The following is a 13,975-nucleotide window of genomic DNA, read 5'->3' on the forward strand; positions in this document are numbered from 1 at the left end:
CTGTCCGATCTGGCCCGAAGTGGTGAAGACCTGCTGAACCATGCTCTTCAGCAGCCTGGTCCGCTCAGTCTTGGGGCCGTGCTGGTCGTGGGAGCCCTGACCAGCCTTGGACCATGCTCACTGTCGCTGCTGCCGGTGACGCTGGCCTACCTCGCCGGATTTGAAAGCGATCAACCCGCTTGGCAACGAAGCCTTGCCTTCTGCGGAGGCATCGTTGGAGCTCTGGTGATGTTGGGCAGCCTAAGCGGATTGCTGGGGGGCATTTACGGCCAGGTACCGGGATTGATTCCCACCCTGGTGGCTTTACTGGCCGTAGTAATGGGGCTCAACCTGCTTGGAGTTGTGCGACTCCCACTACCGACAGGCCCGGATCCCAATGCATGGAGTCGCAAGGTGCCTGCACCGCTTGCTCCAATTGCGGCTGGTTTGGCGTTTGGCCTTGCGGCTTCTCCCTGCACCACACCTGTTTTGGCAGTTCTGCTCGCCTGGATTGCTAGCAGTGGCAATGCCATTACAGGGCTGGTTTATCTCAGCAGCTTCGGAATTGGCCAGGTGCTGCCATTGCTGATTGCCGGAAGCATGGCGGCGTCTCTTCCCAAGCTGATGGCGATGCGCTCGATCAGCCGCTGGATCCCCAGCATTAGCGGTGTGGTTCTGCTCACGATTGGCACGCTCACCCTGCTGACGAGGCTGGTCTGAGCATGCGTGTGTTCAAACGACTGCTGGCACTGCTCTCGAGCTTGCGCCTGGCCATTCTGCTGCTGCTGCTGATTGCTCTGGCCAGTGCTGTTGGCACGATCATCCCCCAGCAGGAAGCTCCTGATCTCTACCTGGAACGCTTCAATGCCGACCCATGGTTGGGATTGATCAACGGAAAGCTGATGCTGCAGGTGCAGCTCAACCATGTTTACTCAAGCATCTGGTTTCTCTCGCTGTTGGCCCTGCTCGGGCTGGCACTGACCTTGTGCAGCTGGCGACGTCAGTGGCCGACGCTGAAAGCGGCACTGCGCTGGACCGATTACTCCCGCCCACGCCAACTCAGCAAACTGGCCTTGGCGGAGACCGTCGCCTGCAACAACAGCAGCGCCGCACTGAATGATCTGGCCTCGGAGCTCAAAGGGCAGGGCTGGAACGTCAGACAGCAAAACGGTCGACTCGCCGCCCGACGGGGGGTTGTGGGTCGCGTGGGACCTTTGCTCGTTCATACAGGTCTGGTACTACTCCTGATTGGAGCAGCCTGGGGAGCACTGGCCGGCCAGCGACTGGAGCGATTTCTCGCCCCTGGACGCTCACTTGATCTGCTGAGTCCGGCCGGCGAGAACAGGCTCAGCCTTACTTTGCAGGATTTCATCATTGAGAGGGATCCCGCCGGACGACCGGAACAGTTCAGTTCCACCTTGCTACTCAGCCCTCAGGGAAACCCGAAGGAGGAACGCACAATCAGCGTCAATCATCCGTTGCGCTACCAGGGAATCACTGTCTATCAGGCGGACTGGTCGCTGGCGACGATCACCGTGCAGATCGGCCGCAGCCCCATGCTTCAGCTGCCGCTGAGCAACTTTCCAGAGCTAGGCGACCAGATCTGGGGACTCGTGCTTCCCACACGTCCTGACGGCAGTGAACCGGTGTTCCTCAGCACTGGCAGTGAACAGGGACCGGTACAGGTCTTTGATTCAGAGGGAAGTTTGATCACGAATCTCAGGCCCGGTGGAGACGGTGCTGAGGTGAAAGGTCTGCCGCTGAAAATCGTCGAGATCATGCCAGCCAGCGGATTGCTGCTGAAGCGTGACCCCGGGGTGCCGCTGGTTTACGCAGGCTTTGCGATCACCCTGCTGGGGGGTGGATTAAGCATGGTTGCCACGCGTCAGATCTGGGCTGTTGCTGAAACACAACAAGCAAAGTTGCACATCGGAGGGCTTTGCAACCGAAACCTTGCGGGCTTTGCCACAGAACTTCCCCAGCTGATCAACAGGGTTGGCGCTCTCCATGGCTGACACGCACCACGGTGTGCACGTTTCCACGGGGATAGAAATCAGCCTCCAACTGCATCCAAACGGGATTGCAGGCCTCAACCAGGTCATCCAGAATGCAATTGGCAACCTCCTCATGGGAGATGGTGCGATTCCTGAAACTGTTCACGTAGAGCTTGATGGACTTCAGCTCAACGACCCGAGGACCTGGTTGATAAAGAAGTCGCAGCACAGCGAAATCGGGGTAACCGGAAAAAGGACAGAGGCAGGTGAATTCCGGTAGCTCAATCGAGACCTCATAAGCGCGGCTCTGGCGAGGGTTGTCGAAACAGATCAGCTCGGCATCGGCAATGGCCCGCTCCCCGTAGAGGGGAGTGCGGGTGACCTCTGCGGGAGATGCACTCATGGTCGAGACGCGAGACAACGCTTTGTGAAGACCTTAAAACCCCATACAACTGCCGTGAGCTCAGTACAAGACTTGAAAAACAACGGCCTCGGCCCTTGATTCACCAAAAAATGTTCACTATGAACAACTTTTTTACAGTAGTAATGCACCGAAGGACAAACCGTTGGACTCGGGCCTGCACTTAACAGACCTTTTCAGCCGGAAGTAGCTACCTGCGTGGCGAAGCAACGCTCCTTTCCACGAAGCGGTCCCATCAACGATCGGAGCACTCACCATCCTCTTCGAGGCCACACCCATGACCACAGCACAACGCACCTATCGCGGCATCCCCTACGACCCAGCACAGCACGAGCGCCTGAGCCCGGCCAGGGTTGACCACACCTATCGAGGACAGCACTATGACGCCCCTCTGAGCCACTGCGCAGCGAACGACTCAACGGTGAAACTCCATTACCGCGGCAGCACCTATCAGCACCGCCGGCAACAGGCCAGAAAGCCGGTCAACTCCTGATTCGGTATCAATGCGTACATCCCCGAAAAGATCGGCGAGTCGTAATGGGGTTGTTGTGTGAAGCCCTTTCATGGATCTCCGCTTGCTCGCCGAAGGCCCTTCCTTCCGGTTGGTGCCCGCCAGCGTTCATGGAATCCTCTGGCTTCAGACGCATTTCGAATCCGAGCACTGGGAGCTCCTCGCCGAAGGTCAAGTGATCGTGAGTCGGTCGGACGCGGAAACACTGATGCTTGACGCCTCCGAAGCCGGCCTGAGCTTGAATCCTCTTCCTTCCCTGTCCCCTACACAACACGCCTGAGCTTTTAGCTTTCCCAAAGCCGGACACCAGCAATGAAAAAAGTTGAAGCGATCATCCGCCCCTTCAAGCTTGAAGACGTCAAGCTGGCCTTGGTGAACGCAGGAATCGTCGGGATGACCGTGAGCGAGGTCCGGGGTTTCGGGCGACAGAAAGGTCAGGTTGAGCGATACCGCGGATCAGAATTCACAGTGGAATTCCTGCAGAAACTCAAGATCGAGGTGGTCATCGACGATGCTCGTGTTGACACCGTGGTCAACGCCATTGCAGAGGCCGCGAAGACCGGAGAGATCGGAGACGGCAAGATCTTCATCTCACCTGTTGACACCGTGGTGAGGATCCGTACAGGTGATCGCGACGGATCAGCTCTCTAAGACCAGGCCTTCCTCTCCTCACTCGCTCAAGGTTGCTAAGACAACTTGTTCGATCAATGTTTGGGTGAACTCTTGGTTGAAACGAGAGGTCAACCACAGCAGATATTCATGGTTACCTGCTGGACCGGTGAGTGGAGAAGCTACCAACCCTGTTGGCTTCCAGCCAAGCGGCTGAGCCGCTGCGATCACGGCAGTAATAGCGTCAATATGAGCCGCTGGGTGACGCACCACACCACCCTTCCCGACCCTCTGCCGTCCAACCTCAAACTGAGGTTTTACCAATACGATGGCCTCGACGTCCTTGGCTTCTGTGCCTTCTGTGATCATCAGACCACGCAGGGATGGCAAAACCAGTGAGAGAGAGATGAACGACACATCCGCCACAGCCAGTGTCGGGCGCTGATCGTCTTTCCCATACAACTCTTCGGCGGTCAAACGCCTCAGGTTGGTGCGTTCACGCAACACAACCCGCTCATCGGTGCGCAGGATCCAGGCGGTTTGGCCGTAGCCGACATCAATGCCATAGACACGGCTGGCGCCATGCTGAAGCAGGCAATCGGTGAAGCCACCGGTTGAGATCCCAGCGTCGAGACAGACACGTCCACTCACCTCAACTGGAAAGGCAGTCAAAGCACCCAGAAGTTTTTCTCCACCTCTGGACACGAATCGCGGCGGTTGCTCCACTTGAAGCAGCGCCTCTTCTGCAATTTCCTGCCCCGGCTTCTCAAGACGCTGTCCATGGACATCACGCACCTTGCCGGCACGAATCAATCGCTGGGCCTGCTGGCGTGATGAGGCCAGGCCCAAAGTGAGCAGATGAAGATCCAGACGGCGTTTACGAGCCATTTCTTCATAAAAGCAGAGATGAAATCCGAACAAACCTGCGTGGTTCTCCCGGGAACCCAGACAACTCCTTGAGGATCGATCCGAGCCACAACACGGTCATGTCCGCCAAGCAGCAGCCACGTCACCGCCCAACCCCTCGAAACGTGGTGGAACTCCTGCATCCCGGCACCTTCGTCACCATTGAAAACCACCCCAGCGATCTGCCTCCCTTCCAGGTAATCGAATGCCGAGGTGGTCTCTGCACGGTTCGACAACAGGCGTGGGGACAGCACGTGCAATGGGAAGTGGAACATCGTCGTCTGCGTTCTGCCTGAACGACTGGTGACAAACCTGCGTCACCGTATGGTCGAGGATTGACCATCTGTCTGCGATCCCTTGATCGAGCGCTACACCCTGCCCGAGATGGGCGCGATCTGGACCGACCAGGCCAAGTATCAGAGCTGGCTTGATGTTGAAGTGGCTGCCTGTGAGGCCAACTGCAGCCTGGGACGCGTTCCCGATGAGGCCATGGAGGACATCCGCAGCAAGGCGGCTTTTGAGCCAGCACGGATCCTTGAGATCGAAGCCGAAGTGCGTCACGACGTGATCGCTTTTCTCACCAACGTCAACGAGCACGTCGGAGACGCGGGTCGCTATATCCACGTTGGAATGACCAGCAGTGATGTACTAGACACCGGTCTTGCCCTGCAGCTCAAGTCCTCTGTCATTCTGCTGAAGAAGGAACTGGGCGCCCTCGACGAGGCCATCACCAAACTGGCGGCAGAGCACAAAAACACCGTGATGATCGGTCGCTCTCACGCCATTCATGGTGAACCGATCACATTTGGATTTAAGTTGGCAGGCTGGCTAGCGGAGACCCGCCGCAATGCCGAGCGACTTGAACGGTTGGAGCGGGATGTGGCCGTGGGCCAAGTGAGCGGGGCCATGGGCACTTACGCCAACACCGATCCAGAGGTGGAACGTCTGACCTGCGAGCGATTAGGTCTGAGCCCAGACACAGCAAGCACCCAGGTGATCTCTCGCGATCGGCATGCTGATTATGTCCAGACCTTGGCACTGGTCGGAGCCTCCCTGGACCGCTTCTCCACTGAAATCCGCAACCTTCAACGGACGGACGTCCTCGAGGTGGAAGAGAGCTTTGCCAAGGGCCAGAAAGGCAGCTCGGCCATGCCCCACAAACGCAACCCAATCCGCAGTGAACGCATCAGCGGTCTGGCCAGAGTGCTGCGTAGCTACGTCGTCGCTGCCCTGGAAAATGTAGCTCTGTGGCATGAGCGAGATATCAGCCACAGCTCAACCGAGCGGATGATGCTCCCCGACTGCTCGGTGACGCTGCATTTCATGCTGCGAGAGATGACAGCCGTAGTGGCAGGTCTGGGGGTGTACCCGGGAAACATGCTCCGTAACATGAACGTGTACGGCGGCGTGGTGTTTAGCCAGCGAGTGCTGCTCGGAATGGTGGATGCAGGCATGAGCAGGGAAGACGCTTATCGAGTTGTGCAGCGCAATGCTCACAGCGCCTGGAACAACGACGGTGGGAATTTCCGCAGCAATCTGGCAGCGGACCCCGAAGTCAAGGCCAAGCTCAGTCAGCAGCAACTGGACGATTGCTTCAACACCGATTTACACCTAAAGAGCCTTGGGGTGATCTGGGAACGCCTGGGACTTTGAGATCTGGTCTCAACCATGTTCTGGACCCCTTATGCAGACTGGATTTACGTGGTTGTGAGCGTCAGCGGCATGCTGCTGATCATTGCCCTCGTGCTCAGGCCCGGAGCGGGTCCACGCCCTTAACGCATTCACTTGCCCTGCGATGTCAGAAGCGACCAGGATCGAACACGACAGCATGGGGGGGGTGGAAGTTCCTTCAGGGGCTCTCTGGGGAGCGCAAACACAGCGGTCTCTGAGGAACTTCGACATCGCTGACGATCTTTTACCGGCGGAGCTTATTCATGCTCTCGCCCGCATCAAACAGGCAGCTGCAAGCGTGAATGCCCGCCTCGGCGTCATCAGTGAGAGCGAATGTGCAGCCATCTCGACGGCTGCCTCAGCGGTTGCAGCTGGTCAGCACGATGATCAATTTCCCCTGCGCGTCTGGCAAACCGGCAGCGGCACCCAAACGAACATGAACGTCAATGAGGTGATCAGCAATCTGGCAGCTCAGGCTGCGGGTGAACCGCTCGGCAGCCACAGGCCTGTCCACCCCAATGACCATGTCAATTGCTCCCAGTCCACGAATGACGCCTTCCCTGCGGCGATTCACGTAGCAGTCGTAGAGGCTGTCGAACGTCGACTGCTTCCTGAACTCGATCGATTGATTGCTGTTTTTGCAGCCAAAGCCGAGCTCTGGAAAGATCTTGTCAAGATCGGCCGCACCCATCTGCAAGATGCGGTTCCGCTCACCCTTGGACAGGAGGCCTCAGCCTGGCGCGACCAGATCGCGGCTGCTCGAACTCGCATTGAATCCAGTCTTTCGGAGATTTATCCACTGCCACTGGGCGGCACTGCGGTGGGAACCGGTCTGAATGCTCCGGCTGGTTTCGCCGTACAGGCTGCGCAGGAGCTGTCGCAACTCACAGGACTCGCTTTCAGCTCAGCTGCCAACAAATTTGCTGTGATGGCGAGTCACGACGGGCTGGTGCATGCGATGGCACAGCTACGCATGCTTGCTGGAAGCCTGCTGAAGATTACCAATGACATCCGACTTCTGGCCTGTGGCCCACGCGCAGGACTCGCAGAGCTGCACCTGCCAGAGAATGAACCCGGAAGCTCAATCATGCCGGGGAAAGTAAATCCGACCCAGTGCGAAGCCATGGCCATGGTCTGCACGCAGGTGATCGGCCTGGATACCGCAGTGGCGATGGCCGGTGCCGGCGGCCACCTACAGATGAATGTCTACAAACCGCTGATCGGCTTCAATCTGCTTCGCTCGATCACCCTGCTCACGGATGCCTGCCGCTGCTTCCGAGTGGCGATGGTCGAGGGAATCGAACCAAACAGGGCAAGGATTCAGCGTGACGTTGAGCAGTCCCTCATGTTGGTCACTCCTCTCACACCAATCATCGGGTACGACAAGGCAAGTGCCATCGCAAAATACGCCCATGAGCAGGGTCTGAGCCTGCGGGATGCTGCTCTGGACCTGGGGTATGTCAGCGCCGAGGATTTCGACCGCATCGTCGATCCCGCTGATATGGCACGACAGCAGGGCTGAAGAGAAAGCAATCAGGCGGCCCGTTCGGTTGCGGGATTGAGACCCTCTGAATCAGCTGCGGCAGCTTTCTGCAGATCATCGGATTCAGCAACAGGGAAACGGTTGATCGCTTTGAGCGCCAGTCGGGCATGACTTCGCAGCTGCTCACTGATCGCTTCGCAGTAGGGAACCTGTGCCAGCAGATCCACCGTGCGGCGCATGATCCGCACCACGTCACCTTCGTCGAGAGACGTGTTGGCAATCAGGTCATTCCAAGCCGTGCCGCTGGCCCATGCCTCCACCAGTCCCATCAGCTCGGGCTCCCACCAGGCCGGAACAACAACCTGATGATGCTCCTGCGCCCGCAGCAGTTCGCGGCGCAGACCGGAGAGGTCATGCAAGGCCTCCTCAGCCCTGGGCGGCGCTGGGAATCCACTCCAGAGGTCCGGACGGTTCACCTCAGTGCTGATCGCTTCAAACACGGCGGCCAGCTCTGATGGCGGCAGATCATCAAGGTGGCCGCTCATCAGGGCCAGACCCAGCCAGAGTTCGTTGTCACCTCGGAGAGCCGCCACCGTGCGACCAATCTCCGTGGGTTCCAGCTCATCAAGAGCTGCGAAGTGCTGAAGGATCTCCATCAGAGCGAGGAAAGTCTCCCAGTGACGGTTGGCCCGGTGATGGAGCAGTTGCTGCCGCTCGGCGATCTCCAGCTCCAAGTCCTCCATGCGCCGGCGGTGCTTCTTGAGCTGCTTGCGATCTCCCCATCGATGGGCGGGATGGGCTTCGAGATCAGATTCAAGCGTCTGCACCGTTTTTGCTTGGGACAGCACTTCTCCTGCCAGGTCGTACTGAGGAGTCGTCATGTCATGACGCTGAGCCATATGCCCCACCGCCAGAGCCAAACCACCACTGTTCTGATCCCCATGGCGGAGCTCACCAGAACGAGCGAGTTCAGGAGTTCGAACTCCATCCACCTGCAGGCAGCTCAGCTCCGCATGCAGGCTCACCACCGCCTGACAGGGCAACATCAGCCAGACGTTGTCGATGGTGAGGCAGAGCAGCAGCGGGAACTGTCCCGGTCCCTCGCACTTCTCCACGATCACCGCCGGTGTGACGCCACCACGCAGTTGCGGGGCCTTCAGGCTGACCAGCGTTCCGACGCTCGCAAACTGCAGCGCCAGCGTGAGCTCATGTGCCAGGGTTTCCTCGGCCTGTTGCTGAAGAATGCGCATCAGTCGCCGCTCTTCGCGCAGGCGCCCTCGCCGTTTTTCGTAGTCCTCGAAGTCTTCCCACGGCACGTCACCGGCCGACCCCTGTAACTGACCAAGCTGTAGGCGCAACTGCTCAAGAATCTCCTCCTCTTCCACCAGGTCCAAGCTGGCCAGATAGCGGCCGAAGCTGCGTTCCACCAGCTCGCGCGCCTTAGCAAGATCATGGCGCTGCAGCAGGTTGAGAACCATCCCATAGCTGGGGGTGAACTGGCTCACCAGCGGATCTGGAGGACTTGTTGCCAGCTGACCGGCTTCGCGAACTCCTTCGAAACGGCTCTGCACCGTGACCACATACCCCTGAGAGTCGAGTCCACGCCGTCCTGCTCGACCAGCCATCTGCAGAAACTCACTGGCCATCAATGGACGATGGCCACGTTCTGTGCGTTTGGACAGTGACGCAATCACTGTGGTGCGCGCGGGCATGTTGATGCCCGCCGCCAGTGTTTCTGTGGCAAACACCACCTTCACCAGACCCTGCTGGAACAACTCCTCAATCAGCTCCTTCCAAGCAGGAAGGACCCCTGCATGATGCGCAGCAATGCCACGCAGCAGGGCATCAGCGTGAATGCCATCGCGTACAGCTTCAGGGTTAGCGGATGAATAGGCCTTGAGACGCTCACGGATTCGGGCCTGCTCCGCCTCGGTTACCAGGCACTGCACTCCAAGGTCGCGAACGGCCTTATCGCAGCCACGTCGACTGAAGATGAAGTAGATGGCAGGCAACATGTCGCGCTCGGCCATCTGGGCCACCACAAAGCTGATCGGTGGCGGTTCGGGCTGAGGAGGCCTGGGTGAGCGGCCCTTGCGCTTGTGCCCCTTGGGCGCTCGCCAGACCTTGCAGTTGGGATGAAGACCAGTGCCCTGCTCATTGAGCAACGGATGCAGCCCCTTGGCACTGCAGAAACCGAAATGCAATGGCACAGGCCGAAAGTCACTCAGCACAAGCGTGGTAGGACCGTGCACCTTTTCGATCCAATCCGTGAGCTGCCCGGCATTGGCAACCGTGGCCGAGAGCGCCACGAGCTGGACTGGCGGCGGTGAGTGAATGATTGATTCCTCCCAGACGGTGCCGCGCTGAGAGTCGTTCATGTAGTGGCACTCATCCAGCACCACAGCCTCCACGTCGGCAAGGGGATCGTCGTGCTCATCCGCCTCGGCATAGAGCATGTTCCGGAAGATCTCCGTGGTCATCACCACGATTGAGGCATCCCTGTTAACGCTCAGATCACCGGTCATCAGACCCACGTTCTCCGCACCAAATTGCTCTCGGAAATCGCGCAGCTTCTGGTTGGAAAGAGCTTTCAGCGGTGTGGTGTAAAAAACTTTCTGACCATGGGCCAGGGCGCGATGGATGGCGTACTCACCGATCAAGGTTTTGCCAGATCCCGTGGGCGCACTGACCACCACAGAATGACCTTGGTTCAGAGCGTCGATCGCCTCCAGCTGAAAGTCATCCAGAGGAAAAGGAAACAATTGCGACGGATCCGGCGCCCCCACCTGTACGGGCTCTGAAGCCTGGGTGTCTTGATCCGCCATAGATCAATCCTAGGGACGCCGCCAAAAGGGCCGTGCATCCCTAACGCGATCGGCGTGGACCGAGACTGCACGCATGAGCACTCCTCCGGCCCGTCGCCGTCAGCTGCGCACCTGGTCGCCTGCCAGGAAGCAGGAGCTTGTGCAGGCCGTCAGCGCTGATTCGGCCTATGGCCCGGAGCTGCTTGATCTGGCAAGCAACGATTATCTGAGCCTCTGCCGGCATCCTTCCCTGATCGCCGCGGCCGAGGCGCAATTGCGATGCAGCGGCGTGGGAGCTGGCGGCTCAAGGCTGGTGAGCGGCAGCCGCCCTGTGCACGATCAATTGGAGTCAGAGCTTGCGCAATGGCTCGGACGCGAGAAAGTCTTGCTGTTTCCAAGCGGGTTTCAGGCCAATCTTGCGGCCGTCAAAGCTCTGGCGAAACGGCACACCACAGTTGTGGCGGATCGGCTCATTCATCATTCATTGCTGGTGGGCGTGCAAGCCAGCGGTGCCCGACTCCGGCGTTTTGTTCACAACGATCTGGAGTCGCTGGAGCGTCTGCTGCTGCATTGTCGCAGCGATCATCCAGACGCGCGCCTGCTGGTGATCACTGAAAGCCTGTTCAGCATGGAAGGCACGAGTCCACGCGTTCGCGACGTGGCAGCACTCTGTGAGCGCCATGGGGCGAGCCTGCTCCTGGATGAGGCCCATGGCCTCGGTGTGCTCGGAGAAGGAGGGCGTGGCCTGGGCTTTGGAGAACGAAGAGTGACGATGCTCAGCGGCACCTTCGGCAAGGCTTTCGGCAGCGGCGGGGCCTTCCTGGCGTGCGATGGCGAGCTTGGAGAGCAATTGCTGCAGGAGAGCGGAGCCTTCCGATACACAACCGCACTGGCACCACCCCTGGCAGCAGGCGCCCTTGCCGCTCTGGAACTGATGCGCAACAACCCCGACTGGGGCCGCACACTGGTGAAGCGCAGCAACACCTGGCGTGACCGTCTGGTCGAAGCAGGCTGGGCGCGACCGACAGGTGAAGGGCCAATCCTGCCCCTACTCGTTGGAGAGGATCAGCACTGCCTGAATTTGCAACGCCATCTTGAACACTCGGGACTTTTCACCGCTGCAATCCGCCCACCCACCGTGCCGGAAGGCAGTGCCAGGCTGCGTCTGGTTCTCCATCGCCTCCTCCCCGATGAGACATTGGAATCACTGCTGAGGGCCCTCTCAGATCGCCGCGTTCCCTGATGAAACAGGTCATCGCCATGCATGGCTGGAGTGGCGACAGCACAGTCTGGGCTCCATGGGAGCGTCATTTCAGCCATCAGGGTTGGCTCTGGCGCAGCGGCGAACGTGGCTATGGCAACAGACAGTGCTGCTCTCCAAACTGGGCAGAGCCAACCAGCGGCGAAACAAGCCAATCCATGGCCAGGCAGCGCAGAGTCGTTATCGCCCATTCCCTTGGCCCCCATCTGCTTGAGCCCTCTGTTCTTGGCCAGGCCACGGATCTGGTGCTGCTTGCCAGCTTTGGGCGATTTGTTCCACAAGGATCTGCAGGGAGAGCGTTGCGCACTGGCCTTAGGGGCATGCAAAAAGCGATCGGAAGACCCGGTGAGGCCTCGATGCTGAGGACCTTCCTAAAACGAGCCGCACAACCCGCTGAGGTGGACGGTCTGCCACCGGGACTGGAGCAACAAGGCCTCAGCGAGCGAGGTCGCCATTATCTGAGAGAAGATCTTGAGTGCCTAATCGGCACCTCGGGCCTGCCGGCAGGCCTTCCAAAAACCGCCCGTGTGCTTGTGGTCGATGGGACGGATGACGCGATCGTTGCACCAGCCGCAAGCCGAGAACACCTGCAAGCCCTGAAGAGCCACTTACAGGCTGCGCCCGAGCAATGGCAGCTCCGGGATGTCGGACACGCACTGCTGGTCCCCGATCTACTCGTGCGCGTCCAACAGTGGCTTGATCACCACAGTCGAGCGAGCTGATGGACTCCGTCAGCAACTGGGGCGACAAAGTTCTCAGCCGTTTCGATCAATCGGCACAGAACTACAACGCATCAGCCACGCTTCAGCACGCGGTGGCCGTTCAGCTAGCAAACCATTGCAGACAACAGCACATGCCCGGCGGACTTTGGGTCGACCTCGGCAGCGGCACCGGTCACCTGGCCGATGCACTGGAAACCAGGCATCCCGGGCAGCGCGTGCTGCGTGTGGACGGCAGCGAGGCCATGCTTCGACAACAACCTCTCTCTGCCAGAACACAGCAATGGGATCTGAGAGGCCGGCTACCGCGATGGCCGGAGGCTCCCAGCCTTCTGGCATCAAGCTTCTGTCTGCACTGGCTGCCGTCACCAGGACAGGTCATCCGGCATTGGCTGAATCAGTTGGCTCCTGGGGGATGGTTAGCGGTGGCCTTACCAATTGAGGGTTGCTTCCCTCAGTGGCATCACGCCGCAGAAATCACCGGAATCCCCTGTACGGCCATTACCTTTCCAAAGATCAAAGCCTTGTTGCAGTGGGTGGGGGCTGATCAGATCAGGCTGCAGGAAGAGATGCACTACAACGCCGTTGCGAAGAGCCTGCCCAGGCTGCTGAAACCGCTGCGCAGGGTTGGAGCGGACTGCACCACTCAGCCATCGCTGACGGTTCGAGACTGGCGCAAACTCCAGCAGGCCTGGCCTGATCTTGATGGTGATGGACAGCTCAGGCTCACTTGGGTGATCAAATTGATGCTGATCCAACGATGAGAACGAGCTCAGCTGCACTTCGCCTTGTGGTGTGCGGCACCGACACGGACGTGGGCAAAACAGTGGTCAGTGCTCTGCTGGTCCAGGGGCTGAATGCCGTGTATTGGAAACCGGTGCAGAGCGGTCTGGAGGACGGTGGTGATCGTGAGCGAGTGGTTGAGCTGATCGACCTTCCCTCCGATCGCTGGATCACAGAGACCTATGCCTTCCAGGCAGCTGTTTCACCACACTGGGCAGCGGAACTGGAAAACACCTGTCTTGATCCAACGCAGTTGACGCTTCCACTTACCGGGAACAGGCCACTCGTGGTCGAGACAGCCGGTGGACTTCATGTTCCACTCACCCGCTCCTGGCAGCAGATCGATCAGCTGCAGCAATGGATGCTGCCCGTTGTACTGGTGGCCCGCAGCGGGCTGGGCACACTGAATCACACCCTGCTCAGTCTTGAAGCGCTTCGCAGCCGCAAGATCCCTGTGGTCGGATTGATCCTGAATGGGCCTGCCCATGCCGACAATCCGAGAACCCTCAGCGAGATTGGCGATGTTGCCGTGCTGGCGGAACTTCCCCCCCTGCATCCTCTCAATGCGGAAACTCTGCGCAATGCATGGCGCAACCAGGGCCTCGGCCCTAAGTTCGAGGCGTTTGCGAACCATCCGGACAATCGATGACAAGCCGTCAGACCTGGGCCACCGTGGCCGTTGTGCTCCTATGCGGCGGCATCCTCGTGCTGTTCACCGATATTGAGGTGCAGCTTGTGCGCTGGTTCAACTGCGGGCCAATAGCAACTCTCGGAGAAAAAGACAGCAACGTCTGCCGGTAAAGGCGCCAGACAGTGCGGCACCAGAGAGTGATC

Annotated in this window: 17 protein-coding genes; 14 read left to right on the top strand and 3 right to left on the bottom strand. The window is 59.2% G+C overall.

All coding sequences use genetic code 11. The features are described from left to right. Window positions 1-30: 30 nt before the first annotated feature. Window positions 31-699: a cytochrome c biogenesis CcdA family protein gene (locus DXY31_RS15880; protein ID WP_114994659.1), complete on the top strand. Its 669-nt coding sequence runs from the start codon at window positions 31-33 to the stop codon at window positions 697-699. A gap of 2 nt (window positions 700-701) precedes the next feature. Continuing rightward, window positions 702-1,994, top strand: coding sequence for a cytochrome c biogenesis protein ResB (locus DXY31_RS15885; protein ID WP_114994660.1), 1,293 nt, complete (start codon window positions 702-704; stop codon window positions 1,992-1,994). On the opposite strand, the gene queF is transcribed toward DXY31_RS15885, so the two are convergent. Beyond that, entirely contained in the window at window positions 1,966-2,376 is a 411-nt protein-coding gene (gene queF, locus DXY31_RS15890) for a preQ(1) synthase (protein ID WP_114994661.1), read from the bottom strand. The genes DXY31_RS15885 and queF overlap by 29 nt on opposite strands. A 295-nt stretch (window positions 2,377-2,671) precedes the next feature. On the opposite strand from queF, the gene DXY31_RS15895 reads away from it, so the two are divergent. The 3 genes from DXY31_RS15895 (at window position 2,672) to DXY31_RS15905 (ending at window position 3,556) form a co-directional block, all read left to right on the top strand. Beyond that, window positions 2,672-2,887: a DUF4278 domain-containing protein gene (locus tag DXY31_RS15895; protein ID WP_114994662.1), complete on the top strand. Its 216-nt coding sequence runs from the start codon at window positions 2,672-2,674 to the stop codon at window positions 2,885-2,887. A 70-nt stretch (window positions 2,888-2,957) separates the two neighbouring features. Continuing rightward, complete coding sequence (locus DXY31_RS15900) at window positions 2,958-3,185, top strand: hypothetical protein (protein WP_114994663.1); 228 nt, start codon at window positions 2,958-2,960, stop codon at window positions 3,183-3,185. A gap of 32 nt (window positions 3,186-3,217) precedes the next feature. Beyond that, window positions 3,218-3,556, top strand: a complete 339-nt coding sequence (locus DXY31_RS15905) for a P-II family nitrogen regulator (RefSeq protein ID WP_067095755.1) — start codon at window positions 3,218-3,220, stop codon at window positions 3,554-3,556. 18 nt (window positions 3,557-3,574) lie between these two features. Here DXY31_RS15905 and DXY31_RS15910 read toward each other — a convergent pair whose 3' ends face one another. Then, window positions 3,575-4,402: a TlyA family RNA methyltransferase gene (locus tag DXY31_RS15910; RefSeq protein ID WP_114994664.1), complete on the bottom strand. Its 828-nt coding sequence runs from the start codon at window positions 4,400-4,402 to the stop codon at window positions 3,575-3,577. A 98-nt stretch (window positions 4,403-4,500) separates the two neighbouring features. Between DXY31_RS15910 and DXY31_RS15915 the strand changes: the two genes are divergently transcribed. From DXY31_RS15915 to fumC, 4 genes are all read left to right on the top strand, one after another. Continuing rightward, entirely contained in the window at window positions 4,501-4,716 is a 216-nt protein-coding gene (locus tag DXY31_RS15915; protein WP_066911000.1) for a hypothetical protein, read from the top strand. A gap of 61 nt (window positions 4,717-4,777) precedes the next feature. Further along, window positions 4,778-6,073, top strand: coding sequence for an adenylosuccinate lyase (gene purB / locus DXY31_RS15920; RefSeq protein ID WP_114994665.1), 1,296 nt, complete (start codon window positions 4,778-4,780; stop codon window positions 6,071-6,073). A 15-nt stretch (window positions 6,074-6,088) separates the two neighbouring features. Beyond that, a complete protein-coding gene (locus tag DXY31_RS15925; protein WP_066911005.1) occupies window positions 6,089-6,196 on the top strand; it encodes an adenylosuccinate lyase in 108 nt (35 codons plus the stop codon). A 19-nt stretch (window positions 6,197-6,215) separates the two neighbouring features. Beyond that, complete coding sequence (gene fumC / locus DXY31_RS15930) at window positions 6,216-7,613, top strand: class II fumarate hydratase (protein ID WP_114994666.1); 1,398 nt, start codon at window positions 6,216-6,218, stop codon at window positions 7,611-7,613. Between the two features lie 11 nt (window positions 7,614-7,624). Here the strand turns inward: fumC and DXY31_RS15935 are convergent, their stop codons facing one another. Beyond that, entirely contained in the window at window positions 7,625-10,399 is a 2,775-nt protein-coding gene (locus DXY31_RS15935) for an RNA helicase (RefSeq protein ID WP_114994667.1), read from the bottom strand. Window positions 10,400-10,472: 73 nt separating this feature from the next. On the opposite strand from DXY31_RS15935, the gene DXY31_RS15940 reads away from it, so the two are divergent. The 5 genes from DXY31_RS15940 to DXY31_RS17205 are packed head-to-tail and all read left to right on the top strand — an operon-like array spanning window position 10,473 to window position 13,942. Continuing rightward, a complete protein-coding gene (locus DXY31_RS15940) occupies window positions 10,473-11,621 on the top strand; it encodes an aminotransferase class I/II-fold pyridoxal phosphate-dependent enzyme (protein WP_114994668.1) in 1,149 nt (382 codons plus the stop codon). Beyond that, window positions 11,621-12,361, top strand: a complete 741-nt coding sequence (locus DXY31_RS15945) for an alpha/beta hydrolase (RefSeq protein WP_114994669.1) — start codon at window positions 11,621-11,623, stop codon at window positions 12,359-12,361. Before DXY31_RS15940 ends, DXY31_RS15945 begins: the two co-directional genes overlap by 1 nt. Further along, on the top strand, window positions 12,361-13,122 hold the full coding sequence (locus DXY31_RS15950) for a methyltransferase (protein WP_114994670.1): 762 nt from the start codon (window positions 12,361-12,363) through the stop codon (window positions 13,120-13,122). The genes DXY31_RS15945 and DXY31_RS15950 overlap by 1 nt, the downstream gene beginning before the upstream one ends. Beyond that, complete coding sequence (bioD, locus tag DXY31_RS15955) at window positions 13,119-13,790, top strand: dethiobiotin synthase (RefSeq protein WP_114994671.1); 672 nt, start codon at window positions 13,119-13,121, stop codon at window positions 13,788-13,790. Before DXY31_RS15950 ends, bioD begins: the two co-directional genes overlap by 4 nt. After that, the gene (locus DXY31_RS17205; protein ID WP_170953744.1) at window positions 13,787-13,942 is read left to right on the top strand and encodes a hypothetical protein; all 156 of its coding nucleotides are present in this window, start codon (window positions 13,787-13,789) and stop codon (window positions 13,940-13,942) included. Before bioD ends, DXY31_RS17205 begins: the two co-directional genes overlap by 4 nt. Window positions 13,943-13,975: the final 33 nt, after the last annotated feature.

The sequence above is a fragment of the Synechococcus sp. UW179A genome, from assembly GCF_900473965.1.
In the GTDB taxonomy this organism is placed as follows: Bacteria; Cyanobacteriota; Cyanobacteriia; order PCC-6307; family Cyanobiaceae; genus Synechococcus_C.